This is a genomic window from Halorussus marinus (assembly GCF_004765795.1).
Classification (GTDB): domain Archaea; phylum Halobacteriota; class Halobacteria; order Halobacteriales; family Haladaptataceae; genus Halorussus; species Halorussus marinus.
In genome coordinates, this window is the sequence record NZ_SBIV01000001.1 from 290,666 (window position 1) to 316,010 (window position 25,345).

The 25,345-nt window shown below is 69.7% G+C and carries 26 protein-coding genes; 15 read left to right on the top strand and 11 right to left on the bottom strand.

The features are described 5' to 3' along the window. Positions 1-92: 92 nt before the first annotated feature. Positions 93-1,283, top strand: a complete 1,191-nt coding sequence (locus EPY72_RS01570; protein WP_135805633.1) for a molybdopterin molybdotransferase MoeA — start codon at positions 93-95, stop codon at positions 1,281-1,283. After that, a complete protein-coding gene (locus tag EPY72_RS01575) occupies positions 1,280-1,957 on the top strand; it encodes a nucleotidyltransferase family protein (protein WP_135805352.1) in 678 nt (225 codons plus the stop codon). Before EPY72_RS01570 ends, EPY72_RS01575 begins: the two co-directional genes overlap by 4 nt. 12 nt (positions 1,958-1,969) lie before the next feature. Here EPY72_RS01575 and EPY72_RS01580 read toward each other — a convergent pair whose 3' ends face one another. Together EPY72_RS01580 and EPY72_RS01585 are read right to left on the bottom strand one after the other, a co-directional pair. Further along, a complete protein-coding gene (locus EPY72_RS01580; RefSeq protein ID WP_209019592.1) occupies positions 1,970-2,125 on the bottom strand; it encodes an AbrB/MazE/SpoVT family DNA-binding domain-containing protein in 156 nt (51 codons plus the stop codon). A gap of 117 nt (positions 2,126-2,242) precedes the next feature. Further along, positions 2,243-2,536: a hypothetical protein gene (locus tag EPY72_RS01585; RefSeq protein WP_134670725.1), complete on the bottom strand. Its 294-nt coding sequence runs from the start codon at positions 2,534-2,536 to the stop codon at positions 2,243-2,245. Positions 2,537-2,763: 227 nt separating this feature from the next. Here EPY72_RS01585 and EPY72_RS01590 point away from each other — a divergent pair, with 227 nt between their 5' ends. The 3 genes from EPY72_RS01590 to EPY72_RS01600 are packed head-to-tail and all read left to right on the top strand — an operon-like array spanning position 2,764 to position 5,447. After that, positions 2,764-3,693, top strand: coding sequence for a rhomboid family intramembrane serine protease (locus EPY72_RS01590; RefSeq protein WP_134670724.1), 930 nt, complete (start codon positions 2,764-2,766; stop codon positions 3,691-3,693). A 25-nt stretch (positions 3,694-3,718) separates the two neighbouring features. After that, positions 3,719-4,579 (top strand): endonuclease V, encoded by an 861-nt coding sequence (locus tag EPY72_RS01595; RefSeq protein WP_135805353.1) that lies wholly within the window; start codon positions 3,719-3,721, stop codon positions 4,577-4,579. Between the two features lie 25 nt (positions 4,580-4,604). Beyond that, positions 4,605-5,447: an SDR family oxidoreductase gene (locus tag EPY72_RS01600; RefSeq protein WP_135805354.1), complete on the top strand. Its 843-nt coding sequence runs from the start codon at positions 4,605-4,607 to the stop codon at positions 5,445-5,447. A 3-nt stretch (positions 5,448-5,450) separates the two neighbouring features. Here EPY72_RS01600 and EPY72_RS01605 read toward each other — a convergent pair whose 3' ends face one another. Together EPY72_RS01605 and EPY72_RS01610 are read right to left on the bottom strand one after the other, a co-directional pair. After that, on the bottom strand, positions 5,451-6,623 hold the full coding sequence (locus EPY72_RS01605; protein ID WP_135805355.1) for an ArsA family ATPase: 1,173 nt from the start codon (positions 6,621-6,623) through the stop codon (positions 5,451-5,453). Positions 6,624-6,664: 41 nt separating this feature from the next. Beyond that, entirely contained in the window at positions 6,665-7,765 is a 1,101-nt protein-coding gene (locus EPY72_RS01610) for a glycosyltransferase family protein (RefSeq protein ID WP_135805356.1), read from the bottom strand. 151 nt (positions 7,766-7,916) lie between these two features. Here EPY72_RS01610 and EPY72_RS01615 point away from each other — a divergent pair, with 151 nt between their 5' ends. Beyond that, the gene (locus EPY72_RS01615; protein WP_134670719.1) at positions 7,917-8,288 is read left to right on the top strand and encodes a DUF7522 family protein; all 372 of its coding nucleotides are present in this window, start codon (positions 7,917-7,919) and stop codon (positions 8,286-8,288) included. Here EPY72_RS01615 and EPY72_RS01620 read toward each other — a convergent pair. Then, positions 8,285-9,481 carry an MFS transporter gene (locus tag EPY72_RS01620; RefSeq protein WP_135805357.1) on the bottom strand — a complete coding sequence of 399 codons (1,197 nt, stop codon included), beginning with the start codon at positions 9,479-9,481 and terminating at the stop codon, positions 8,285-8,287. The genes EPY72_RS01615 and EPY72_RS01620 overlap by 4 nt on opposite strands. A gap of 62 nt (positions 9,482-9,543) precedes the next feature. After that, positions 9,544-10,632, bottom strand: a complete 1,089-nt coding sequence (locus tag EPY72_RS01625; RefSeq protein WP_135805358.1) for an aldo/keto reductase — start codon at positions 10,630-10,632, stop codon at positions 9,544-9,546. 125 nt (positions 10,633-10,757) lie between these two features. Here EPY72_RS01625 and EPY72_RS01630 point away from each other — a divergent pair, with 125 nt between their 5' ends. Further along, the gene (locus tag EPY72_RS01630; RefSeq protein ID WP_135805359.1) at positions 10,758-13,190 is read left to right on the top strand and encodes a DUF5059 domain-containing protein; all 2,433 of its coding nucleotides are present in this window, start codon (positions 10,758-10,760) and stop codon (positions 13,188-13,190) included. Here EPY72_RS01630 and EPY72_RS01635 read toward each other — a convergent pair whose 3' ends face one another. Next, positions 13,191-14,378, bottom strand: coding sequence for a DHH family phosphoesterase (locus EPY72_RS01635; protein ID WP_135805360.1), 1,188 nt, complete (start codon positions 14,376-14,378; stop codon positions 13,191-13,193). 58 nt (positions 14,379-14,436) lie between these two features. After that, positions 14,437-15,333, bottom strand: a complete 897-nt coding sequence (locus EPY72_RS01640) for an SDR family oxidoreductase (RefSeq protein WP_135805361.1) — start codon at positions 15,331-15,333, stop codon at positions 14,437-14,439. A gap of 130 nt (positions 15,334-15,463) precedes the next feature. Between EPY72_RS01640 and EPY72_RS01645 the strand changes: the two genes are divergently transcribed. Both EPY72_RS01645 and EPY72_RS01650 read left to right on the top strand, forming a co-directional pair. Then, a complete protein-coding gene (locus tag EPY72_RS01645; protein WP_135805362.1) occupies positions 15,464-17,011 on the top strand; it encodes a glutamate-cysteine ligase family protein in 1,548 nt (515 codons plus the stop codon). 213 nt (positions 17,012-17,224) lie between these two features. Then, the gene (locus EPY72_RS01650) at positions 17,225-17,935 is read left to right on the top strand and encodes a universal stress protein (RefSeq protein WP_134670713.1); all 711 of its coding nucleotides are present in this window, start codon (positions 17,225-17,227) and stop codon (positions 17,933-17,935) included. Between the two features lie 386 nt (positions 17,936-18,321). Here the strand turns inward: EPY72_RS01650 and psmB are convergent, their stop codons facing one another. Together psmB and EPY72_RS19160 are read right to left on the bottom strand one after the other, a co-directional pair. Then, positions 18,322-19,050 (bottom strand): archaeal proteasome endopeptidase complex subunit beta, encoded by a 729-nt coding sequence (gene psmB, locus EPY72_RS01655; RefSeq protein ID WP_134670712.1) that lies wholly within the window; start codon positions 19,048-19,050, stop codon positions 18,322-18,324. 133 nt (positions 19,051-19,183) lie between these two features. Continuing rightward, a complete protein-coding gene (locus tag EPY72_RS19160) occupies positions 19,184-19,351 on the bottom strand; it encodes a hypothetical protein (protein ID WP_167599436.1) in 168 nt (55 codons plus the stop codon). 300 nt (positions 19,352-19,651) lie between these two features. Between EPY72_RS19160 and EPY72_RS01660 the strand changes: the two genes are divergently transcribed. The 6 genes from EPY72_RS01660 (at position 19,652) to EPY72_RS01685 (ending at position 24,790) form a co-directional block, all read left to right on the top strand. Next, positions 19,652-20,029 (top strand): DUF555 domain-containing protein, encoded by a 378-nt coding sequence (locus tag EPY72_RS01660; RefSeq protein WP_134670711.1) that lies wholly within the window; start codon positions 19,652-19,654, stop codon positions 20,027-20,029. Positions 20,030-20,100: 71 nt separating this feature from the next. Then, entirely contained in the window at positions 20,101-20,640 is a 540-nt protein-coding gene (locus tag EPY72_RS01665) for a CBS domain-containing protein (protein ID WP_134670710.1), read from the top strand. Between the two features lie 253 nt (positions 20,641-20,893). After that, positions 20,894-22,015, top strand: coding sequence for a pyridoxal phosphate-dependent aminotransferase (locus tag EPY72_RS01670; RefSeq protein WP_135805363.1), 1,122 nt, complete (start codon positions 20,894-20,896; stop codon positions 22,013-22,015). Between the two features lie 50 nt (positions 22,016-22,065). Beyond that, positions 22,066-22,920, top strand: a complete 855-nt coding sequence (locus EPY72_RS01675) for a UbiA family prenyltransferase (protein ID WP_134670708.1) — start codon at positions 22,066-22,068, stop codon at positions 22,918-22,920. A gap of 231 nt (positions 22,921-23,151) precedes the next feature. Beyond that, positions 23,152-23,829 carry a DUF7282 domain-containing protein gene (locus EPY72_RS01680; RefSeq protein WP_135805364.1) on the top strand — a complete coding sequence of 226 codons (678 nt, stop codon included), beginning with the start codon at positions 23,152-23,154 and terminating at the stop codon, positions 23,827-23,829. A gap of 64 nt (positions 23,830-23,893) precedes the next feature. After that, on the top strand, positions 23,894-24,790 hold the full coding sequence (locus EPY72_RS01685; RefSeq protein WP_134670706.1) for an alpha/beta fold hydrolase: 897 nt from the start codon (positions 23,894-23,896) through the stop codon (positions 24,788-24,790). A 1-nt stretch (position 24,791) separates the two neighbouring features. Here EPY72_RS01685 and EPY72_RS01690 read toward each other — a convergent pair whose 3' ends face one another. After that, positions 24,792-25,328, bottom strand: coding sequence for a hypothetical protein (locus EPY72_RS01690; protein WP_135805365.1), 537 nt, complete (start codon positions 25,326-25,328; stop codon positions 24,792-24,794). Between the last annotated feature and the right edge of the window lie 17 nt (positions 25,329-25,345).

Genomic DNA, 25,345 nt, shown 5'->3' on the forward strand with positions numbered 1-25,345 from the left:
CGTAATAAAGTTACTGAAAAACGAGGATAGATACCCGACGGGACCGCGACTGGAGGGGACGAAGCGTGACTGACGGCCACGATCACGGCGAGATGCGCACTTGGGAGGCGGGCGCGGCGGCGGTCGCCGATCTCCGGGAACGACGACTCGATCGCCGCGGGATCGAGACGGTCGGCCTCGCCGAGATCGCCGGACGGGACCTCGCCGAACCGATCGACGCGCCCGCGGACGTGCCGGCTCGGAGTCACGCGACGATGGACGGCTACGCGTTCGACGCCGCGGAGGAGTACCCGTACGACCTCGTCGACGAGCCGGTGTTCCCGGACGACGAACCGCCGTCGCTGGCCGCCGGCGAGGCGGTCCGGATCTTCACGGGGGCGCCGCTCCCGCCGTCGGCGAACGCGGTGCTGAAACAGGAGGAAGCGACCGTCGAGGACGGCCGGCTGTCGGGCTCGCCCACGACGCCCGGCACCTACGTCTACGAGCGGGCGAGCAACGTCACCGAAGGCGAGCGGCTGTTCGAGGCCGGCGAACGGCTCGGCCCGAAAGACGCGCTGTTGCTCGGGGACCTCGGCATCGACGAGGTACCCGTCCGCGAGCCCCTCTCGGTCGGCCTGCTGGCGACCGGGACCGAGATCCACGAGGGCAAACACCGGGATCTGGACTCGCCGATGCTCGCCGGACTCGTCCGGGCGTGGGGCCACGAGGCGACCTACGAGGGGACGGTCCCCGACGACTTCGAGCGCGTTCGGGACCGAATCGCCGAGGTCGCGGCCGACCACGACGTGGTGATGACGACCGGCGGGACGAGCGTCGGCGAGGCCGACTACGTCGTCCGCGCGCTTGCGGACGTGGGCGAGGTGTGCTTTCACCGCGTCCGGCTCCGACCCGGCAAGCCGATCGCGGTCGCAGAACTCCCCGACGCCGTCGCGTTCGCCGTCCCGGGCAAGCCGGTGGGCGCCCACGCGGTCACGTCGCTGGTCGCCCGGCCGTACTTCACCGGGAGTACGAGCCTCCCCAGCGTCGGCGCGACGATGGCGGCCGACGTCGGCATCTCGGTTCCGGGGTTCGCGTACGCCGTGCCGGTCACTCTCGACGACGGGACGGCGACGCCGCTCGGACACGCCGACTCGTCGCTCGCCGTCTACGAGGACACGTTCGACCCGAGCGTCCTCTCGTCGAGCACGCGCGCGACCCGGGCCGACGGCTTCGTCCTCACCGAGGACGCGCTCGACGCGGGCGAACGGGTCGAGGTCGTCCCGTACCCGGTCGTCGAGCGATGACCGACGCGGGCTCGGGGGACCGTCGGCTCCCGCTGGTCGAACCCCCGTTCGAGGACCCGGCAGACGCCGACGCCCCCGACTCGCCCCGGGTCGGCGGCGTCGTCCTCGCAGGGGGGACGAGCAGTCGGTACGGCGACCGGAACAAACTGCTGGCGACCGTCGACGGCGACCCGATCGTCGCCCGCGCGGCGGCCACGCTCGTCGAGGCGGAGCTCGACCCGGTGGTTGTCGTCACCGGCCACGAACGAGACCGAGTCCGGGCCGCCGTCTCGGACGTCCCGGTCGAGACGGTTCACAACCCGGCCTACGAGGACGGGCAGGCGTCGTCGGTCCGGACCGGCGTGGCGGCGATCCGCGAGCGGGCCGACGTCGACGCCGCAGTCGTCGCGCTGGGCGACATGCCGTTCGTCGATCCGGCGACGGTCCGGACGCTCGCGGCCGCGTACGCCGCTGGCGCGGGCGATGCGCTCGCGGCCGCGTACCGCGGCGAACGCGGAAATCCGGTGCTGTTCGACCGACGGTTCTTCGATCCGCTGACCGACGTCACGGGCGATGTCGGGGGTCGAGAGATCCTACTAGAGGGCGAGGCGAGCGCGCTCGTGGCCGTCGAGGACCCCGGCGTTCGCCGGGACGTCGACGAACCGACCGACCTCGCGGGCGACGACGTCGCGTGAGCGACCGGTCGCTCACTCGTCGCGCTCGGCTTTCCGGACGACGATGTTCCCGCTCTCGACGTGCCACTCGACGCGGTCGCCGACACCGACGTCGAGGAAGTTCCGGACCGGCTTCGGCACCGTCGTGAGGTTCTTCTCCGAGACCTTGGTGTCGGTGAGGTTACCCATCAGGGCCACGTTCGATCGTAGTGTACACATAGCTTTCGCTATGTCAGCTCCTAGTTTCGGGGACTCCGCTCCGGCGCCCGCCGGGACGGCTTCGGCGGGTGAACGTAACAAGCGGGCTCAGACCGCCGAGTTCCACCGGTGGGCGCCGCCGTCCGACGCCCGCTCGAAATCGAGGTCGAAGCGGTCGGATTCGAGCAACACCGGCCCCGGGACGTACGCGTCCTCGGCGCCGTCGACCGCCCGCAGGAGTCGGCGGTCGCACATCTTCGCCAGTACGTCCCGGACCGTCCGCTCGCGGCCCGCCACCAAATTGGCTTCCTCGACCACGCTCTCGACGTCGACGCGCCCTTCCAACATCGCGAGCCGGATCGCGGACACCCACGCCGGCTCGCGCTTCGTCTCCCGACACATCGGTATGTTACGTCACAGCGGTCGATCGTATAAGTGTTTACGGCGCCGGACCCCGAGCCAGTCGAACGGTGGGCGATCCGGAGGCCGTCGAGTCAGGCGGGACTTGGCCACCGTCGAGCGATTTCCGCACGCGGGCTCGGTCCCGCGCGGTCGGCCGGGAGGCGCCGTCGCGGCCGGAACCCTCAAGACCCAAATCCCTTTCAAGACCCGAACCAAAGACTCCCCCAATGGCGAAGTGTGACGCGTGCGGCGAGCACGAAAACATGCCGTACGAGTGTCGGCGCTGTGGCGGCACCTACTGTTCGGACCATCGCCTCCCCGAGAGCCACGACTGCCCCGGGCTCAACGAATGGAACGACCCGAAGGGCGTGTTCGACAGCGGGTTCGACGACAGCGTGAACGACCCCGGCGGGTCGGGCGGCGTCGCCGACCGCATCGGCATCGACACCGGTCCCGGCGGGCCGCTGGGCTACTTCCGCGGGAACATGACCTACGTGTTCCTCGCGGCGATGGTGCTGTGGTTCCCCGTCCAGTACGTGCTCCCGCCGCTGGTCGGGGTGGCGGTCGGCTCTCAGACGTGGTACGACGTCTTCACCCTCAACACCGAGAACGTGTTCTACGTCTGGACGTGGCTCACCTCGACGTTCTCCCACGGCGGCGTCGGCCACCTGTTCGTGAACGGGCTGGTGCTTTACTTCTTCGGCCCGGTCGTCGAGCGCCGACTCGGGAGCCGGAAGTTCGCCGCGCTGTTCCTGATCTCGGGCGCGGCGGCGGGGCTCGCACAGGTCGGGGTGTCGCTCGCGATGGGCGACACCGCGGCGGTGCTGGGCGCCAGCGGCGCGATCGCGGCCGTCATGGGCGTGCTCACCGTTCTGAACCCCAACCTCACGATATACCTCTACTTCGTCATCCCGATGCCGCTCTGGCTGGCGACCACGCTGTTCGTCGGCTACTCGGCGTTCGTGAGCGCGGCCGGCGGCATCGGCGCCGGCGGGGTCGCGCAGGTGGCCCACCTCGCGGGCGTCGCGATCGGGCTCGCCTACGGCGCGAAGCTCAAACGCGAGGGCGAGCGCGCCCCACAGGAGATCCAGCTCGGCGGTGGCGGCGGCCCCGGTCGCGGCCCCGGCGGTCCGGGCGGTCCCGGCGGTCGGTTCTAACTACTCTCGGCTCCTCGGCTCTCTCATGACGCCAGTCAACCCCGAGTTCGTCCCCGACGCGTCGCTCTCCCGGGAGGCGATGGAACGGCTCCAGCGCGAGATCGCCGACGCCGCGACGTTCGCCGACGACCTCGCGTTCGCCCCGGCGGCGATCGCGGCCGAGACCACCGCGCCCGACCAGACCGAACTCGCCGACGCGGGCGAGAACAGGGACGACGGCGCGGGCGAGTCCCGCGACGCCTCCCCGGATCCGCCCGTCGTCGCCGGCGTCGATCAGGCGTTCGTCGACGATCGGGCGGTGAGCGCGATCGTCGCCTCGAGGGGCGGGGAGGTGATCGAACGGGTCCACGCGGTCGCGCCAACCGAACTCCCCTACATCCCGGGACTGCTCTCGTTTCGGGAGGGCGGGGCGATCCTCGCGGCCTTCGAGGCGCTGTCGGTCGAACCGGACCTCGCGGTTGTCGACGGGAGCGGGCGCATCCACTTCCGGGAGGCCGGCATCGCCACCCACGTCGGCGTGACCCTCGATCTGCCCGCGGTCGGAGTCGCGAAGAGCCTGCTCTGTGGCCGACCGCGCGAACCCCTCGACGACCCTCTCCCGGAGGGCCGGCGAGTCCCGATCGAGGCCGACGACAGCGTCACCGCGCCCCGGGGAACGATCATCGGCCACGCCTACCAGTCCCGACAGTACCCGAACCCGGAGACGCGCCACGTCAACCCCCTGTACGTCAGCCCGGGCCACCGCGTCGGCGCCGAGACGGCGACCGACCTCGTCGCGGCGCTCTGTGCGGGCTACAAGCTCCCCGAGCCCACCCGCCGGGCCGACGCCTACGCCGACGAGGTGAAAGCGTCGGTCCGCGCGGAGATCGAAAGCGAGGAGAGTTAACTGTCCGCGCCTCGACAGTGGACCTGTGACCGAAACAGTTCTGATCACCGGCTGTTCGTCGGGTATCGGCCGCGAAACCGCACACGCGTTCCTCGAAGACGGCTGGGACGTGTACGCGACCGCGAGAAATCCGGCCGACATCGAAACGCTCGGCGAGGCGGGCTGTAACGTCGCCAGCCTCGACGTGACCGAGCCCGACGAGATCGAGCGGGTCGTCGACCGGATCGTCGACGAGGCGGGCCGCATCGACTGTCTGGTCAACAACGCCGGCTACGCCCAGCTCGGCCCGATCGAGGACGTCCCGACCGAGAGCGTCGAGCGCCAGTTCGACGTGAACGTGTTCGGCCCCCACCGGCTCGTTCGGGAAGTGTTGCCCCACATGCGCGAGCGACACGCCGGCCGCATCATCAACGTCTCCAGCGTCGCGGGGCGGCTCTCGGTGCCTGGCATGGGCGTCTACTCCGGGTCGAAGTTCGCGATGGAGGGGCTGACCGACGCGCTCCGGCCCGAGGTCGCCGAGTACGGCATCGACGCGGTACTGGTCGAGCCCGGCCCGGTCGACACCGCCTTCGTCGAGCGCGCCGCCTCGGAGATCGAGGGGCTCGACCGGTCGGGCGCCTACGACTCCCTCTACGCGATCCTCGACGACTCGCAGGCGGTCGGCGGCGGCGGTCCCGGCGCCATCCACCCCCGGGAGGTCGCGAACACGATCCTCGACGCCGCGAACGTCACCGACCCCGCGGCCCGCTACCCCGTCGGGCGCGCCGCGAAGCTGTCGGTGCTGGCGCGGTTCGTCCCGGCGTCGCTCCGGGACAAACTCTACGGGCTGGCGACGTCGGTGATCGCGAAGAATCCGCTGGGCGACTGAGAGTCAGTCGAGACACGCCGCAACGAGCCCGAGCATCTCTTCGCCCCGGACCTCGTCGGCCAGCAGGGGCACGCGCTTGACGTCGTGGCCCCGGAACACCTCCTGGGCCGCCGCGAGCGCGTCCTGCTGGACCTCCCACCGGCGCTGGCAGAACTCGCAGGTGTCGAGGTTCGGCGAGACGAACGCCGCCGAGTCCAAGCCCGCCGAGGCGCCGTCGGACTCGGTCTGACTAGCGTTCGAGCGTGGCTCGACCACGTCGGTCAGGTCCTCCATCACCTTGTTGACCACCACGGTGCCGACCGGCACCCCGAACTCCCGGAGCTGGCCGAGCAGTCGCTCGGACTCGAGGACGCTCATCTCCTCGGGCACCATCACGACCCGGAAGTCGGTCTGGGCCGGGTCCCGCAGGGTCGATCGGAGGCGCTCGACGCGCTCGCTGAGCGCTTCGAGGTCGTCGAGACCCTGCTCGGGGTCGACCTCCTCGGCGCCGAACATCCCCTTCATCCCCTCGATCATCCCCTCGAAGCGCTGTTTGAGCTTCATGATGCGTCCGACCATCGTGTCCATCAGCTCCGGGAGTTCGAGCAGGCGGAGGGTGTGGCCGGTCGGCGCGGTGTCGACGATCACGCGCTCGAACCGGTCGTCGTCCATGAACTCCAGCAGTTTCTGCATCGCGGCGGCCTCGTCGGCGCCGGGCATCGGCCCGCCGAGCAGCGCGTCCAGCGGATTCTCGTCGCCGAGCAGGCCGCCGAGCCCGCCCGCCGGGCCGCCGGGACCGCCGGCGTCGCCCCCGAAGTCGCCGGCCGACTCGTCGGTTCCCGGGCCGCCGGCGCCGCCCGGGGTCGGGCCGCCGGCGGTGCCCATCAGCCCCTTGCCTTCGGCCATCGCCTCGTCGGGGTCGATCTCGGCGGCGTACAGCGGCACGTCCTCCCGGATGCGCTCGGGGTCGGCCGGAATCGCGGTCTCGTAGGTGTCCGACAGCGAGTGGGCGGGGTCGGTCGAGACCACCAGCGTCGAGGTGCCGTCCCGGGCGCTCGCCAGCCCCGTCGCGGCCGCCATGGTGGTCTTGCCGACGCCGCCCTTCCCGCCGTAGAGGACGTACTCGGGGGCGTCGACGCCGGCGGGCACGCCGGCCTCGTCGATGCGGTCGACCGGCTCCACGTCGAGTTCGGTCATGTGTGGGGGTTGGCGCCGGGGCTTGTGTACCCGTCGGTCTCTCACTCCCGGACGTTCGCGAGGTCCGACCGGGAGGCCGCCATCACGTCCTCGGGGGCCAGCTCGGCCTCGCGCCACCGGGGCAGGCGTCGGTCGGCGCCCGGCGGCCGGATCGCCTCTGTGTAGGTGTCGACCTGCTCGCGTTCGACCGCCGGGTCGTACTCGAGGCCGTTGAACCCGGCGTCGGCGGCGTACTGCTCGACGAGGTCCGCGCCGGCCTCGCGGTACCGATCGGGCAGGGTCTCGTAGTCGGGCGCCACGCCGTGGGCCTCGACCGCCCGCAGGAGCGCGGCCCCGACGCCCTCGCTCATGTCCGAGAGTCCGGTCGGCCCCGACACCGCCCGGTGGTCGTGCTCGTAGCGCCCGAGGTCCACCTGCGCGGTGCCCTCGAAGCCGGCCCGGGCGAACGCCTCGCCGAGGGTCCCCACTTCCAGCCCCCAGTGGCGCTCGACCCGGACCGCCCGGACGAACTCGCTCGTCGCCGCGAACTCCCCGGCCAGCGCGTACCGAAACGCTCCGAGATAGTCGAGGATCGGAGCTCCGGGGGTCTCGTCGGCCAGCGCCCGGATCAACGGCGCGTAGAACAGTCGACAGAGCCGGCCGTAGAGCCGGCCGTTCTCGACCCGCGCGTAGTAGCCCTTCGAGAAGTCGTAGCCCCTCCCGAGCGGGAAGAGGAGGCGGGCGACGTCCGCGCCCTCGTACGTCCGGGCGTCGGCGTCGTGGACCGCGACGTACTCGTGGGTGTCCGCGGCGGTGCCAAGCGCCAGCCACACGTCCCGGCCCTTCCCCGCCGCCCCGTCGAGCCCCCGGTCGGCGAGCAGTTCGGTCACGCCGGGGCCGTTACACCACACCACGTCGAGCGGGAGGTCGAACCCCCCGAGCCACTCGCAAAACGCCTCGACTTTCGCGGCGGGCGCGCGCAGGGCCACTACGACCCGTCCGGGCGCGACCGACTCCAGTTCCGAGAGGACGCGCTCGGCGGCCAGCCCCGCGTACTCGCGTTCGGTCATCGGGACGACCACCGCCGCGCGGTCGGTCGGCGCGTCGGGCACGCTCGCGGTCAGGTCGTGGAGGGTGGCGATCCGCTCCTGTCCGTACTCCATCGGCTCGGCGTTAGGACGGAGGGGTTGAAAAGCCGGGGGAATCGCCCCGGAATCGTCGCCTCGCGGTCGGGTCGATGTCGGCTCGCGGGGAGTTCCCGCGAGAGTATCAGGAACAGGTACACTGATACGGACCGAACGACACCTCTCGGCTATGGACGCGCTCGCTCCGACGGAACTCACCGAGGCATTGCAGACCGACGTCGGCGACGGCCTCAGGACCGTCGCGGTCGGCGATCTGACAGATCGCGAGTACAGCATCGTCTACATCCGCGACAACATCGACGAGACCTACTCCGAGGACATGCGCGAGGAGATCTTCGAGGAGATGGTGTTCGAACACATCTCGGAGGCGCGCCAGACCGACCTGTTCCCGCCGCTGGGGTCCCTGGAGTTCACCACGCGCATCTTCGAGGACGGAATCAACGTCGTCGGCTGGGACGAGGAGGTCGCGGTGTTCGTCGGTCTCGATCCCGACCCGACGCTGATCCCGACGACGGTCGAGGCCTGTCGTCGCGCGTTCTAATCCCCCGAGGAAACCGTCGGGTCCCGACCGCCTTCCGGGAGCCAATCGAGCGCGTAGAGGGCCACCAGCACGGCGAGTATCGCGATCAGTCCCGCGCCGAACGTCCGGAAGACGGCGTCGTAGGCGAATCCCCGGTCGACGAGCGCGCCGATGACCACGCTTCCCATCGCCTGGACGATCATCACCAGACCGCTGTACAGCGAGTAGGCGCTGGCGCGGTTCTGGTCGGGCAACGAGTCGAGCAGGTAGGTGTCGAGCGCGGGAAAGAGGCTGTGGACGACGTAGCCGAGCACCGCGGTCACGGCCGCGATGGCGAGGACTCCCTGAGCCGCGGTGAGCGCGAGTAACGACGCGACGAACCCACCGAGGATCGCCAGAATGAGCGGGATGTGCGGGAGCCGGTCGGCGAGCCGCCCGGTCGCCCAGAACGCGGGCACGCCGGCCCCAAAGACCACCGTGAGCAGGGTGTTGGCGGTCCCGGGGGTGACGCCCTTCGTGGCGGTGACGTACTTGACGTAGAAGTTGAAAAAGCCGTTCCAGACGAACCCGCTCGCGCCGAATAGCGCGACGCCGGTCACGATGATGGGCCACTGCTTGCGGGCGGCCGCGAGGAAGTTGCGGTCGGCGCTCCCGGCGTCGGGCAGGTCCGTCCGTCGGGCCGTCCAGTAGAAGCCCGCGGTGGCGAGGGCCGCCACGGCGGCGACCACCGCGAACACCTCGCGCCACGAGGCGGTCAACAGCACCGCGCCGACGAAAAGCGGCGCGACGACGGCCGCGACCTGACTCGCCATCCCGTGGATGCCGAGCGTCCGGCCGACTCTGCCGGGGTACAGCTCCGAGACGAGGGGGTTGGCCGCGATGAAGTACGCGCCGCTGGCGACTCCCATCAGGAACGCCCCGACCGCGAGCATCGGGACGGAGTTCGCGGCGTACATGAACAGGGCCGCGCCGGTCAGGACCGCGCCGGTCCCGAGCACGACCCGGTGGCGCTCGACGCGGGTGAGGAGGTAGCCGGTCGGAATGCGAGGCGTGGCGCTCCCCAGCCACGCGAGGGTGGCGATCAGCCCCGCCGTCGACTCGTCGAGGGCGAACGCCCCCGAAAGCGGCTCCAGCAGGGGCGCGAACACCACGCGGGCGAGGTTGACCAGGAACACCAGCGAACACATCGACGCGAAGACCCGGCCACGAGACACGCTCGGGCCTACTCGGAGCCGACAGTCAAAGCTTCCGAAAGCCGAACCCGCCGACCGGCCGGCTACTCGAACACCGCGTCGAAGGCGTCGGCGCCCAGCGGGTCGTGGCGGCCCGCCGCGGCGTTCTCCTCGACGTGCTCGGGGCGACTCGCGCCCACCAGCGACGAGGTCACCCCCGGCGCGCTCCGGGCGAAGTTGATCGCGCGCTGGACGGTCGTCTCCCCGGCCAGTCGGTCGGCGACGTCGTCGGGGAGCGTCTCGGCGAGGTCCCCCTGCGCGATGCTCGCGCTCGTGAACACGTTCAGCCCCGCCTCGTGGGCGAACCAGAGCGCGCTCTGGGGTCCCTCGGGGCCCTCGTGGGCCTCGACGGTGAACGCGTCGGCCATGACCACGTTGAACGGGAGCTGGATCGCCCGAAAGTGGGTCGCGGTGTTCTCGGCGGCCTTGGCGGCCGCCCGGGCCCGCGAGACGATCTCGGGTAGCGAGAGGTACTCGTCGTCGCCGCCGGGCACCCGGAGGGCGTTCCACGTCGCGACCCCGTAGTTGCTGATGTCGCCGGCCGCCGCGCGCTCCTCGAGGCGGGTGAAGGCCGCTTCGAGCTGATCGTACACCGCCTCGCGCGATCGGGCTTCGAGCTGGGTCTCGGGGTTGTGGACGTAGTAGAGGTCGATCTCCTCGACCCCGAGGTTCTCGAGCGATCGGTCGAGTTGCTCGTCGAGAAACGCCGGGGCGATGCAGTGGCTCCCGCGGGCGAGGTCCTCGCGGTCGACCAGCCCGGGTTCGACGAACTCCCGGCGGACGTACTCGCCGGGGTCGTCGGGGCGCTCGCCGTCGAAGGGGACGAACCCGCCCTTCGTGGAGACGAACGCGGCCTCGCGGGCGACGTCGGCGTCGTCGATCGCCCGGCCGACCGCGCGCTCGCTCCGCTGACACCGGTAGTTGATCGCGGTGTCGATCACGTTGATCCCGGATTCGAGCGCGGTCTCGATCGCGTCGCGGTAGCGGGCGTCGACGGGGTCGGTGGGGTCGCCGAGGTAGGTGCCGACGCCGATCGAGGAGATCGCGAGGTCGTTGAACCGCCGGAAGTACGTTCGGCCGAAGTCGTCGCCGTGCTGGAGCTTGTACTCGTACGTGCCGTCGGCGGTGGCCATACCCGGAGGTAGCCCCGCTACCGGGATAAGACTGCGGTGTTCGTCCGAAACCCGACCCCGTTCGCCGGTATTTAGGCTGGCCTAAAACGGAACGTTTTTCAATATTTAGGTAAGCCTAAAACAGTATGGCGACGAACCGACGCGATCTGTTGAAAGCGGGATCGGCGGCGATCGCCGGCCTCCCGCTGGCCGGGTGTAGCGGCATGCTCGAAGAGGGCGAGCGCACTACCGCGACCGAGACCACGGACGCCGACGCCTCGAGCGCGCCGGAGCCGGCCGCGGTCGCGGTCGCGGCCGAGTGGAACGTCTACCGGGCGCTGGCCCGGGACGCGCTCGGAATCGGGCTCGCCGGGGCGTTCGATTCGAGCGCCCGGATCGCGGCCGACGCCTTCGAGAAGTTCGAGCGGGCCGGCGGCGAGTGGGGCGCCCACGAGGCGCTCGAAGCGACGGACGAGGACCGCTACGAGGGGTTCGAGGAGGCGCTTGGCCAGCTCCGACAGCGCGCCCGAGAGGGCAACGTCGAGGAGATGCGAGTGGAGGCCGACCTCGTCGACGACCACCTCGGGGCCGCACAGGCCGACCGCGCCGGCGAAGCGAACGCCGCCGCGCTCGATCTGCTCGCGCTCGGGTCGCGGGCTTCGACGGCCGCCGCGCTCGCCGGTGCGGGCGAGTTCGAGGCCGCCGCCGCGGTCGCTGGCGACGCCGCCGACGCCTTCGAGGAAGCCGATGCCCACGAGGCGCTCGAATCGGCCGACCGAGAGAGCTACGAGGCCTTCGAGGCGGCGCTGGACGGCGCGAACGCCGCGGCGACCGACGAGCGAGTCGAAGACGTCCGCGCCCGTGCCGACGCGGCCCTCGACGCCGCGGCGACCGGCGCCTCAGCGGTCGCCGACAGCGAGGCCGCGGCCGGTGCCGGCTACCTCGCCGCGATGCAGACCCGGGCCTACGACGCCGGGGCGCTGGCCTCGCTGGGCGGGCCCTCCACCGACTTCGCGCACGCGGCGGCGCTGAACGTCTACCGGGCGCGGGCGTACGATTCCGCGTGGCTGACCGCCCGCGGGGAGTCCGACCGCGCGACGCAGGTCGCCCGAGACATCTTCGCGCACTTCGAGGGCGCGAAGGCCCACGAGGCGCTCGAATCCGCCGATCAGGAGGCCTACGAGGGCTTCGAGGGCGCGCTGGAGGACCTCGCCGCGGCGGCCGAGAACGGCGACGCCGAGGCCGCCCGGGACGCCGCCGACGCGGTCGAGACCCACCTCCGGACCGGCGTCTCGTCGCTGGCGACCGAGACCCAGGCCGCCGTCCTCCAGGCCGCGTTCTTGCGGGCGCGGTTCGAGGACGCCCGCGAACGGTACGCGCTCGGCGACGGGGCGGCCGCCAAGAGCGTCGCTCAGGGCCTTTTCGAGCGCTTCGAGTCGGACCAACTGGGCGTCCACGAGGCGCTCGAAGGCGCGAGCGAGGACCTCTACGAGGCCTTCGAGCACGAGCATCTCCGGGAGGGCCTGATCCCGGCCTTCGGAGACGGCGACGACGAGGGCGTCGAGACGCACGCCGCGGGCGTCGAGGACGCGCTGTTCGAGTTCGAGACGATCGTCGCCGGCGAGCCGACGGTCAGCGCCGCCGAGAGCGGGCTGATGAGCGCTCGGGCGTTCGACGCCGCCGGCCTCTCGGCGCTCGGAGAGTCAGATCGCGCCCGGTCGGTCGTCGAGTCGACGTTCCAGCACTTCGAGCGAGGTGCCGGCGGTTTCCACGAGGCGCTCGAAGCCGCCGATCGGGACCTGTACGAGTCCTTCGAGCGCCGCCTGACCGCGGTCGGCGACGCGACCGAGAGCGGCGACGCCTACGCCGCGGCGACGGCGTTCGACGAGAAGGCCGTCGCCGCCATCTACGCGGTCGTGGCGAACGCCGGCGGCGACTTCGGCGGCGCGGCCGCGACCGTCGCGCGCGACGCGTTCGCCGGGTTCGAGCAAGCGGCGGTCCACGAGCGCCTCGAATCCGCCGATCGGGAGGCCTACGAGGCGTTCGAGGCCCGACTCGGCGATCTCGTCGACGCGCTGGAGGACGGGAGCGGCGTCTCGGACGCGCTCGCGGCGTTCGCGGACGCGGCGGTCCGCGCCGAGTTCGCGGTCGCCGGCGCACCCGACGCGGCCCCGGTCGGGGAGCGCGAGTCGGGCGACACCGAGACGGAACTGACCGGCGGCCCGAACGTCGTCGACGGCGTCCCCGAGGACGCCGATCACGTCGTCGAGATGACGGCGGTCTCGTTCGACCCGGCCGAACTGACCGTCGAGCGAGGCGACACGGTGGCCTTCGCGTTCGCCGAGGGCGAACCCCACTCGATCACCGCGTACGAGGACGACCTCCCCGAGGGGGCCGACTACTGGGCGTCCGGCGGTTTCGACGATCAGGCGGCCGCGGAGGCTGGCTGGGAGAACGGGGAGGGCGCGGTCCAGTCCGGGCAGGCTTACGTCCGGACCTTCGAGGCGACGGGGACTCACGAGTACTTCTGTATCCCCCACGAGGCCGCCGGGATGGTCGGGAGCGTCGTCGTCGAGTAGCTACACGTCCCCGTTGAGTGCGGCGAAGATGTCGCCGGTGAGTTCGGTCTGGGACCACAGCGCCGCCTCCTCGCCGTGGGCGTAGGCCGCGCCGTCGACCGGGACCTGTCCGCCACCCATCCGGGCGTGACCGCCCGCGCTCGCGCCGGGGATGTCGCCGACGGCGGCTTCGAGGGCCTTCCCCATGTGGACCCGATCGTCCCGGGAGCGCCCCGAGAGGTGGACCGTCTCCTCCCGGCGGCCACAGACCACCACCGCCGTGACACCCTCCAACTGGAGGAGTTCGTCGGCGGCCTGCGGGACGGCGTCGGCGTTGGAGACTCGCCCGACGTCGCTGACCGCGAACGACCCCCGGACGTCCCTGTCGGAGATCGCTCGGGCCTTGATTTCGAGCACCTCGGCGCTGACCTGTGGGTTCGCGATCCGATCGAGCAGGTCCTCGTCGACGCCCCGATAGAGGTACGCCGCGGCCGCGAACTCCGCGTCGGTACAGCCGTTGGTGAGGTGTTTGGTGTCGGCCTGAATTCCGTACAGGAGGCCGGTGGCGACGTCGGAGGGGACGACGAGTCCGTCGACATCGCCCGGCGACTCGTCTGGATCGGCCGGCGTCGCGTCGACGTCTTCGAGGTACTCGGCGACGATGGTCGCACACGCCCCGTAGTCGGTTCGCTGGTCGGTGAACTCCTCGCCGGTGCCGTTCCCGGGGTGGTGGTCGACGACCGCGTACGGTTCGACGCCTTCGGCGCCCTCGAAGCCGCGGGGCGTGTTGTGGTCGACCAGCACCACGTCGTCGGCGATCTCGCGCTCGTGGTCGATCCGCTCGAAGTCCAGATCGAGCACCGTCCGGAACGCTCGGTTCTGTTGGTGGCGGATCTGACCGGCGTACTGGAGGGTGGCGTCGGTCCCGACCGTGGCCGCGAGGTGCGCGACTCCGATGGCACAGGCCATCGCGTCGGGGTCGGGGTTGGGGTGCATCAGGATCGCGACCGACTCGCGGTCGGCGAGCGCGCGTTTGAGCCGCACGCCCATCGGTCGTCGGATCCAGCGGACGACCAGCCACACCGACGCGACCACGGCGATCGCGCCGAGGGCCGCCGCCCCCGCGAGCTCGGGGGAGTCCAGCCCGTAGGACTCCGCGAGGCGCACGAGCTGTCGAACCCGCGGGTCCGGGAACACCGGCGATTGCATGTCCCTGACTGTCAACGCCGACCGACAAGAAATTTTCCCGATATGAACGCGCCGGATCTCAGGCCCGATCCGCCCGGAAGCGGTCGATTTCGTCGCGATACCCCTCCCGGTAGGTCGGATACGCGAACTGATAGGCCAGCCCGCGGAGCTTCTCGTTCGAGCACCGCTTGCTCGTCAGGAGCCGGCGCCGGGCCCGCTCGGAGAGGTCGGCGTCGTCGAGTCGCTCCTCGACGGTCCGCTTTTGCGGGCGCTCGACGCCGCACTCGTCGGCGAGCCAGTCGGCGAACGTCCACCGCGAAACCGGCTCGTCGTCGACGACCAGCACCGTCTCGCCGCGTGCGAGGTCGGAGTCGAGCAGGAACGCCACCGCCCCGGCCGCGTCGTCGCGGTGGACCATGTTCAGATACCCCTCGGTGACCGGCCCGTCGAGGTACCGCTCCAGCCTCGTTCGGTCGGGGCCGTAGATGCCCGCCAGTCGGGCGACCGTGCCGTCGACGCCGTATTCGGGCGGGAGTTCGCGGGCGAGTCGCTCGGCCTCGACCAACACCTCGGTCTTCTCGGTGGTCGGATCGAGGGGCGTCTCCTCGTCGACCCAGTCGCCGCCGTGGTCGCCGTACACTCCGGTGCTGGAGGTGTAGACGAACCGGTCGGGCGGCGATTCGCGCGCGCCGAACGACTCGATCGCGGTCCGGAGCCCATCGACGTACACCTCGCGGGCGGCCTCGGCGTCCCGGCCCCCGGAACTGGCCGCGAAGACGACCGCGTCGGCGTCCGGGACCGCCCCCAGCGACTCGGGGTCGGTCACGTCCGCCCGGACGCCCTCGAAGCCCGCCGACTCGATGGCGTCGAGCCCCGACTCCGAGCGCCTGACCCCGACGGCGCGGTGGCCCGCGTCGGTCAGTCGGCGGCCGAGTTCGAGCCCGACGTAGCCACAGCCCAGTATCGCAACGTCCATGTGCGAGCGTCGGCGCGAGCCGGCATAACTCCGGCGACTCGGCCGATTCGGCGCGCGCGAGGACGGCCGGAACCGACGGATGCGAGTCGGAGCCCGTGGATTCAAGGCCATCGCGTGAGATTCAGCCTGTATGTCCGAATCCGACCTCGCCGCGCAGGTCGACGACGTGCGATCGGTGGACCCCGAGACGTTTCAGGCTCGGGTCGAGGAGGACGCGGAGGTCATCGCGGCCGAGATCGACGAGGGGACGTTCGACAACCCGCAGGCGATCATCGGCTTCGAGTACGAGTTCTACGCGGTCGACGCCGAGACGGCCGCCTTACACCGGGTGCCTCGACGCCTCCTCGAACTCATCGGCTTCGAGAAGGAGCTTGGACTGCACAACGCCGAGATGTCGACCAGCCCCCAGCCGCTGAACGCCCACGGGCTCGCCTCCCAGGAGTCGGAGGTGAAAGCCCGGCTCTCGGCCGCCGAGGACCGCACCGCCGCCGAGGGGATGCGACTGGTCAGCGACGCGATGTGGACCATCCCGCCGGCGGGCGAGACCGCCCGAGAGTACCTCCTCGACAGCGTCACCGATCGCGGAGTCCGGATCGCCTCGAACATGAGCGACTCGGTGCGTTACCACGCGATGGCGAACACCGACGCCGACGTGGGGATGTGTCTGGACGCCCCGCACGTCGCCCTCGACGCCGACACCGTGATGCCAGAGAGCCTCATCACCTCGATCCAGCCCCACTATCAGGTGCCCCACGCCCGGGACCTGCCGACGTACTTCCAGTACGCGCTCCGGATCGCCGCGCCGCTGCTCGCGCTCGGGGTCAACTCTCCGTTCTTCCCGCCGAGCCTCTACGACGACGGCGCCGATCCGGCGGCGATCCTCGACGACGGCCACGACGAGCACCGGGTCGGCGTGTTCGAGTCGGTGCTGAACGCCCGCGACGACGCGCCCGGCAAGGTCCGGTTCCCCGAGGACCTCGAGAGCGTCGAGCAGGCCATCGAGCGCATCGCCGCCGACCGCACCGTCGTGCCGATGCCGGTCGAATCGAGCGATCGCTTCGACGACGAGTTCGCCCACTTCCGGCGCAAGCACGGCACCTACTGGCGGTGGGTCCGGCCCGTCTTCGGCGGGGCCACGCGGTCGGCCGCCAACGCCCGCATCGAGTTTCGCCCCATCGCGGCCCAGCCCACCGTCCGGGACTCGATCGCGTTTCAGGCGGCGTTCGCCGGCCTCCTCGAATCGACGTTCCGGCGCGAGCACCCGGTTCGGCACTTAGACTGGGTGGTCGCGAAGGACAACTTCTACGCCGCCATGGAGGATGGTCTGGACGCCGACATCTACTGGATCACGAACGCGGGCGAGGAGACGACCGACCGCGAGACGGTGTTCACCGACATCTTCGCCCACGCGAAAGACGGGCTTCAGGCCCGCGGACTCACCGACGAGCAGGCCGCCAAGTACCTCTGGCCGCTCCGCCAGCGCGCCCGCCACGGGGTCACGCCCGCGAGCTGGAAGCGGGCGCGCGTCCGCGAGCGCCTCGACGACGGCGAGGACTTCGAGTCGGCGGTCTGTGGGATGCAACGCGAGTACATCGACCGCCAGTCCGAGACCCTCATCGACGGGAGCTTCGCCGACTGGGTCGGCCGGGGCGACACGGCGATGGAGCGCGAGGAGTAGGGGGAGTTTATCACCACCTACTAGCGCGATGTCTTCGAACGCCTCCCGACACCGCGATACGCATCGAGGAACGGCGTGTCCTGAAAACCGAGAACATCGCATATCTCTGGGATGAGGCGAGTCGAACGGAGGGACTGATTCACCAGGGCAGTAGCGCTGGCGTCGAGTCACGCACATCACAAGTATTAGGTTGATGTTACTGGTACAGTCAGTATGAAACATCCAACAGTCCTCGTATTCGTCGAATTACCCGATCCAGAGTTTCCGACCGCTGGGTTCCTGAACAATCTCGCATACCCGGACGCGAGACTCGTCGGATTTTACCACCTCGACGAAGACGAGTCCGCTCAAGAGGCACGGGCCGAGTACGAGGACGCGTTCACGGCGGAACTGCAAAAGCAGGCCGAACGATTCGAACAACGAGGAGTACGGACGGAGTTCGACCTCGAATTCGACTCTGACCCGGTCGAGACACGCCAGAGAATCGCCGAAAGTGACGATGTCGATGCGGTTCTCACCCCGGGTGGCGTAAACACGCTGGGGAAAGTACTGATCGCGTCCCGGCACACGCGTAATGCCGAAGAGCGTATGGATAATCTCCTCAATATCATCGATCGTGATGCCCTGATTTCAGTTGGCCTCATCCACATAGCGGACCCGGATGATCCGGAGGGAGAAACCGAGGGTGAGAGAGTGTTAAACGAGATGGCTTCGATCCTTACAGAGAACGGGATTCCGTCCGTTCAGATCAATCGAGAAGTGCGAACAGAACGTGACGTTGCATTCGAACTGAGGCAAGCCGCTCGCAACCATGATCTCCTTGTGATGGGTGAAACCGAACAGGACGCCGGAGACGAAATCTTCGGCCCGGTCGGCGATTACATCGTCGATGAACTGGACATTCCGGTTTTGACTGTCCGGTGATTATCAGCCCGTCGAACGGTCGCTCCCGATAGCTGAGGGGACTCTCCACGGTAGATTCGCCTCCCGCAGTTTCCGAGTTTGAACGCCCAGTGTGTGGCTACTTCTGGATAGAGACGCCGGATTCGGAACCATCGCCACGGGGCACTCTGAGTTCCCACTGTTGCTCACCGTGTGCGTCGGCTATCCGACCGCGAGAGACGACCGCGGGGACGAGCGCCGCGTCTGCGCGAACAAAACAAACGCAGGCCCGGGAGAGCCTCGCTCTCCCGGTGTCTTCGATCGAACGGTTGCAAGAGCGACGCGTTCGTGGGCCGACCGCCCAAACGACTCTGCCGTCTCGAACGACTTCGGTCGCTCCGCTCAGGAAGACGCAGGAATCGGTCGTCTTAGATCGCGTCGTCGTAGTCTTCGAACTCCGAGATCTCGACGCCCTCGCCGGTCATCTCGGCGAGCCACATGCCGTTGCCCGAGGCGGTGTCGCGCTCGACCGCGCTCTTGAGCGCGCGGACCGCGACCTCGCGGGCCTCGTCTTGGCCCATCTCCTCGTCGTACTCCTGTTCGAGGACGCCGAGCGCGAACTGCGACCCCGACCCGGAGACGCTGTAGGTCTCCTCGGTCACGCCGCCGAGCGCGTCGAAGGAGTAGACGTGTCCGCCCTCGTCGTCGACGCCGCCGAGGATGGGGACGACGATGAAGAACGCGCCCGACCGGAGGAGGTTGCTGGTGAGCGTCGAGAGGGCGTCCATGCTCATGTCCTTGCCACGCCGGGTCTCGTAGAGGTTGTTCTCGACTTCGAGGGTGCGGATCAGCGACTGGGCCGCCGAGACGCCGCCCGAGATGGTGAGCGCGCCGTTCGGGTGGATCTGCTCGACCTTCTGGGCGGTCTTCGAAGAGACCATGTTACCGAGGCTGGCGCGCTGGTCGGTGACCATCACGACGCCCTCGCTGGTGGTGAGGCCGACCGTGGTGGTCCCGGTCTTGAGCTCCTCGATCTCGGAGGTGTCGACGGACCGCTCGGGGAGCGAGCCGAGCTCGGGCTCGTAGGGGTTCGTCGCGGTACCGTCGAAGCGTGCGGCGTTCCGGGAGAACTCGGAACCGTGCATTGGGCTACGCATTGGGAGCCCCTAGTCCGTCTGCACTGATAAAACCAACCCTTCGGGCGGATTGGCCCGGCTTCGCCGCCGGATCGGCCCGGGCGGCGCGACCGCTATCGAGGCAGGGGTGACGAAAATCGACCGCCGGACCGCCTCAGGCGGCCGCGTCGTAGGCGCGCTCTAAGCGCTCGACGAGCCGGTGGGCGGGAAGGGTCACTCCCGCCTGCTTGGCGAGCAGCGCCATGGGCATGAGACAGATGCTGATTGCGACGCTCAACTGGTACAGGGCGAACACGGCCGCGCGGTGAATCCGAGTGGGCATTGGACTGCGTCCTCGTGCGAGGCTCGACCGACCCTACATAAAAGCATTTCTGATTCTTCAGTTATATAATGGTCGTTATCGGCGTTTTAGCCCGGCGCAGTCTTGCGGTTCAACGCCAGTTGCACTCCGCCCAACGAGGATGGATGTTCGGGACGCCCAGTCGTAGGCACGGACTTGGCGACCGGCGGCGTACGCATAACTTATGAGAATTATCGAACTCACGTCCGCACCGCGCGCGCCGCGACCGACGGCTCGCGGCCAAACCATAAAGCACGACATGGCGCGCCACCACTGATACGTATGAGCAATTACCTCGTTGCGATGGAGGCGGCATGGTTGGTTCGAGACGTCGAGGACGTGGACGACGCCATCGGCGTGGCGGTCAGCGAAGCCGGCAAGCGGCTCAACGACCAGAGCATGGACTACGTCGAGGTCGAGGTGGGCGCCACGGGCTGTCCCGCGTGTGGCGAACCGTTCGACTCGGCGTTCATCGCGGCGGGAACCTCGCTCGTCGGCCTGCTGTTGGAGATGAAGGTGTTCAACGCCGAGGGCGAGGAACACGCCCAGCGCATCGCCAAGAGCGAGGTCGGCGGCGCGCTCCGGGACGTCCCGCTCGAAGTCGTCGAGACGATCGAGTACGAGGAAGACGAGGAGATCGAACTGGGCGGCGACGAGTAAGCGTCCGGTCGCCCGCGGCGGCTCGGAGAGCAGACCGAAGCTTTATCTATAACCCGTGGTTATCCGATCGTATGGAACTACCGACGCCTCAGGACGTCCGAGACCGTCGGACGGAGCTCGGACTCACCCAGAGCGAACTCGCCGACCGCGCGGGCGTCTCCCAGCCGCTGATCGCCCGCATCGAGGGCGGTGACGTCGACCCGCGCCTCTCGACGCTCCGGCGCATCGTCGGCGCGCTCGACGAATCTGAGGGCGACATCGTGCGCGCCGACGACCTGATGCACGAGGAGGTCGTCAGCGTCGCGCCCACCGACTCGGTCAGTTCGGCCGTGAGCGAGATGCAAGACGCCGGCTACTCCCAGCTTCCGGTCATCGAGGACGGCGTCCCGGTCGGCTCCATCAGCTTCGAGGACCTGATGAGCGTCGACGAGGACGCCCGCGACCGACCGGTCAGCGAGTACATGGGCGAGGGCTTTCCCACCAAGTCCCGGAACGCCACTCTCGACGAGATCAGCACCGACCTCGGCCACAACAAGGCGGTCATCGTCACCGAGCGGGGCAACACCGTCGGCATCATCACCGAGGCCGACATCGCGGCGCGGCTCTCCTAGCGACCTTTTGTTGCGGGCGGCGCCCGAACGCGCCGCCCTTGCAAACGCTCGATCAAAAACTCGTCGTCACCACCTCCCTCGCGTCCTCGCGTCGCTCGGACGCTCAGTCGATGGTTCCTCGGTCCGCTCGCTCACTGTGTTCGCTCACGGCGCGACCGCTATAACGACGACTGCCGGCGAACCCGGCCGAGCGCGCGCCGGGCATCCCCGAGAACCACCAACAATTATCGTGCGTGCCGACACACGTCGTGACATGACGGACTTCTCCGACAGGGTCGAACAGGTCTCGATCAGCGGCATCCGCGAAGTGTTCGAGGCGGCGGGCGAGGACGCTATCAACCTCGGGCTCGGCCAGCCCGACTTCCCGACGCCCGACCACGCCCGGCGAGCCGCGATCGAGGCGATCGAGGCCGGCGACACCGACGCCTACACCTCCAACAAGGGGACCCGCGAGCTCCGGGAGGCGATCAGCGCGAAGCACGACCGCGACAACCACTTCTCGGTCCCGCCCGAGAACCTGATCGCGACCGCTGGGGGGAGCGAGGCGCTCCACATCGCGCTCGAAGCTCACCTCGACGCCGGCGACGAAGTGATCTTCCCCGATCCGGGCTTCGTCTCCTACGACGCGCTCACCCGGCTCGCGGGCGGCGAACCAGTGCCGGTCGGGCTCCGCGAGGACCTCACGCTCGACCCGGCGGCGGTCGAGGACGCGCTCACCGACGACACCGCGGCGTTCGTGGTCAACAGCCCGGCGAACCCGACCGGGGCGGTCCAGACCGAGACCGACATGCGGGAGTTCGCCCGGATCGCCGACGAGCACGACGTGCTGTGTATCTCCGACGAGGTGTACGAACACATAGTCTTCGACGGCGAGCACCGCTCGCCGATGGCGTACGCCGACTCGGACAACGTGGTCGTCGTCAACGCCTGCTCGAAGAGCTACTCGATGACCGGCTGGCGGCTCGGGTGGGTCGCCGCCAGCGAGCGCCGGATCGAGCGCATGCTCCGGGTCCACCAGTACGCCCAGGCGTGTGCGAGCGCCCCGGCCCAGTTCGCCGCCGAGGCCGCCCTCTCGGGGCCGCAGGACTGCGTCGACGAGATGGTCGCCGCCTTCGAGGAGCGCCGCGACGTGTTGCTCGACGGCCTCGCCGACATGGGCCTCGAAACCCCGACGCCCTCCGGCGCCTTCTACGCGATGCCGAAGGTCCCGGACGGCTGGGTCGACGAGGTCATCGACCGCGGGGTCGTGGTGGTGCCCGGCGAGGCGTTCGGCGACCGCGGGGAGGGGTACGCCCGCATCTCGTACGCAACCGACATGGCCCAGATCCGCGAGGCGCTCGACGTGATGGCGGAGGCGACCCGAGCCGTCCGGTGAGCGCCGACTCGCCCTGAGATTTTATCCCGCTCGCTTCCGTCTAGGCGCCCATGCCCATCTCGCGCCGGGAGTCCGGCGTCGCTCCCGCGACACGCGCGCTCGCCTCCCAGGTCCACCCCGTGTTCATGCTCCCGCCGGTCTCGTGTTCGCTGTTCGGCGGGGTGCTCGCCGGGACGTTCGCGCCCGTCCCGGGCGTCCTCCACGCGACGGCCATCTTCGCCGCCGTCTACACCGCCCACGTCAAGGACGGCTACGTCGACTTCTACGTCCGGGGCGAGGACGACGACCACCCGCTGAGCGAGCGGGGGTGTCGGCTCGCGCTCGCCGGCGCCAGCGGGCTCTTTTTCGCCTGCACGGCCGGCCTGTGGCTGATCGTCGGGCCGATCGCGGCCCTGCTCACGCTCCCGACGTGGCTGGTTGGCTACCACCACGCTCCCCAGTTGGACACCAACCCCGTGACCGCCACCACCGGCTATCCGCTGGGGATCGCGCTGGCGATCCTCGGGGGGTTCTACGCGCAGGCCGGCGCGCTCGGGGCGGTCCCGATCGCGTTCGCCGCCGTCTTCCTCGTGTTGCTCTCGGGCGTGAAGGTCATCGACGACGCGCAGGATTTCGACTACGACCGCTCGATCGACAAGACGACCGTGGCGGTCGCGCTCGGGCCCCAGCGGGCCCGGACCGCGGCGTTCGGCCTGATGATCGGGGCGCTCGCGCTCGTGGTCGGGTTCGCCGCGCTCGCGGTGTTCCCGCCGAGTAGCGTCGCCGCGGTCGCCGGGTTCGGCGCCGTGGCCGCGATCGCCCGCCGGGCAGACCCGACGGTGGCGACGATGCTTCTCGTCCGCGGGTCGTACGTCTTCCTCGCGCTCCTGCTGGTGGCGGTGTGGTTCCGACCCCTCGGCGGGTGACCGGTCGGGCGCTCTCGGCCCCGCATAGCCGCCCGACAGATCCGGTCGGTCCGTCGGGGCCGAACGACCCTAATCTCGGCGTATACGGCCGTATCAATCGTTACGGCTCCGAAAAGGATCGTTTCTCGGCGGTACGCCCGCATTCACGTTCTGAACTCTGCGGTACGTCAACGTTCACGTTCTGAACGGTGGGTCCGTTTCTTCTCCGCACGCGGCGTGGCCCGTCGTGCAATGATTCGTAAGACAGCACTCGTCGCGCTCGTCGCGCTCCTCGCGGTCGGTATGTCGATGGGAGCGATGGGTGCGGCGCCGATGGCACAAGACACGACCGAGGAAGGCCAAGAGACGACGACCGAAGGCGAGGAGATGGACGGTGAGGAGACCACGGCCGCGGGCGAGGAGATGGCCGAGAACGCCACGGTCACGTTGACGAACCAGACCACCGACGGCTCCGAACTCGTCGTCAACGAGACGATGCTCCCCGAGGGCGGATTCATCGCCATCCACCTCGCGGACAACGTCACGGCGTCGTCGTACGAGGACCCCGAGAACGTCTCGGTCGGTCCGGTCGTCGGCAACTCGACCTACCTCGAGGCCGGCACCCACGAGAACGTCACCGTCGAGCTGAACCGGTCGATCAACGAGAGCCAGCCGCTGGTGGCGATGCCCCATCAGGACACGAACGACGACGAGCGCTACACCTTCCCCGAAGCTGACGACCCCTACACGGTCGAGATGCTCCCGGTCATCGACGTCGGCTTCCTGACCGTCGAGGACGGCGGGATGGCCGAGGACGGCGAGGAGATGACGACCGAAGAAGGCGAGGAGATGACGACCGAAGAAGGCGAGGAGATGACGACCGAAGAAGGCGACGCGATGGGCGACGGCGAGACCACGACCGAAGCGTAGACCGCGGCGCGGATACCCGACCGAGAGGCTCAATCTTTTTTCGGCTGCGGGACCTCTGTCCGGTATGACCATTCGAGGCCCCTGGACTCACGAGCAGGCTCTCGCAAACGACGTGCGCCTCCACTACGTCGCGGCGGGCGACCCCGACGACCCTCTCGTCGTCCTGTTGCACGGCTTCCCGGAGTTCTGGTACTCGTGGCACGATCAGATCCCGGCGCTCGCCGACGCCGGCTATCGAGTCGTCGCGCCGGACATGCGCGGGTACAACCGCTCGGAGAAGCCCCGCGGAGTGAGCGAGTACCGCATCGAGAAACTGGTCGACGACGTGGCCGGGCTGATCGACCACTGCGAGGCGGCGTCGGCCCGGGTCGTGGGCCACGACTGGGGCGGCGTGGTGGCGTGGGAGACCGCGATCCGTCGACCCGAGGTCGTCGACCGACTGGCGGTCCTGAACGCGCCCCACCCCGGACGCTACCGGGAGGCGCTGGCCCGCGACCCCGACCAGTGGCGCCGGTCGTGGTACGCCCTCTCGTTTCAGCTCCCGGGAGTGCCCGAGTTCGCGCTCGGCGCGCGCGACGGAGCCGGCGTCGCGAGGCTCCTCCGAGACACCGCCGGCTCGGACACCTTCGACGAGACCGATCTCCGACGCTACCGCGGGGCGGCGAGTCGCCCCGGCGCGCTGACCGCCGCGATCAACTACTACCGGGCGGCGTTCCGCGAGGGCCTCGGCGAGGAGGCGCGGACGCTGATCGGCGGCGGCCGGCCCGACCGCACGGTTCGGGTCCCGACGCTCCTGCTGTGGGGCGACGACGATCCGGCGCTCGGGACGGCGCTGTCGAGGGGCCTAGAGCGGTGGGTGCCCGACCTCCGGGTCGAACACTTCCCCGACGCGACCCACTGGCTCCAGAACGACCGCCCCGAGGCGGTGAGCGACCGGCTCGCGTCGTTCTTCGAGGGGTGAGTCACTCCTCGGGGAGCCGGACGATCTCCTCGGGGTTCTGGAAGGCGTACAGGACGAGCGACCCGTCGAGGCGCTGTTCGCGGAGCAGTCTGGAGGCGACGCTCCTGTCGAGCCCCGCGATGATCTCGACCGCGGTCAGGAGTTCGTCCTGAGCGATGCCGAGCCGGTCGCGGTCGATCTCGACGCCCTCGGGGGCGCGGACGCTTTCTAACATCACGTCGACGAACGCCGCGAGGTCGGTGGTGTCGGCGAGTCGCTCGTGCCACGACGCCGGGTAGATGCTGACAGCCCCGTCGACGTCGTAGAGGCGTTCGCCGGGCCGCCAGCTCCGCGAGTCGGTCAGTCGGTCCTCGAGCGACGTCTCGAATCGCTCGCGGTCGTAGTCGAGCGCCTCGGCGTACGCCTCGACGAGCTCTCGCGAGAGGCCCGATCCCTCGACCGGGTGGTGGCGTTCGAGAAACCGGATCAGCTCCTTGGCCGAGAAGTAATCGTCGTGGCCGGCGATGCGTTCGACGAGGTCTGGGTCGACGGACGTCATGTCACGCACCGACGCCG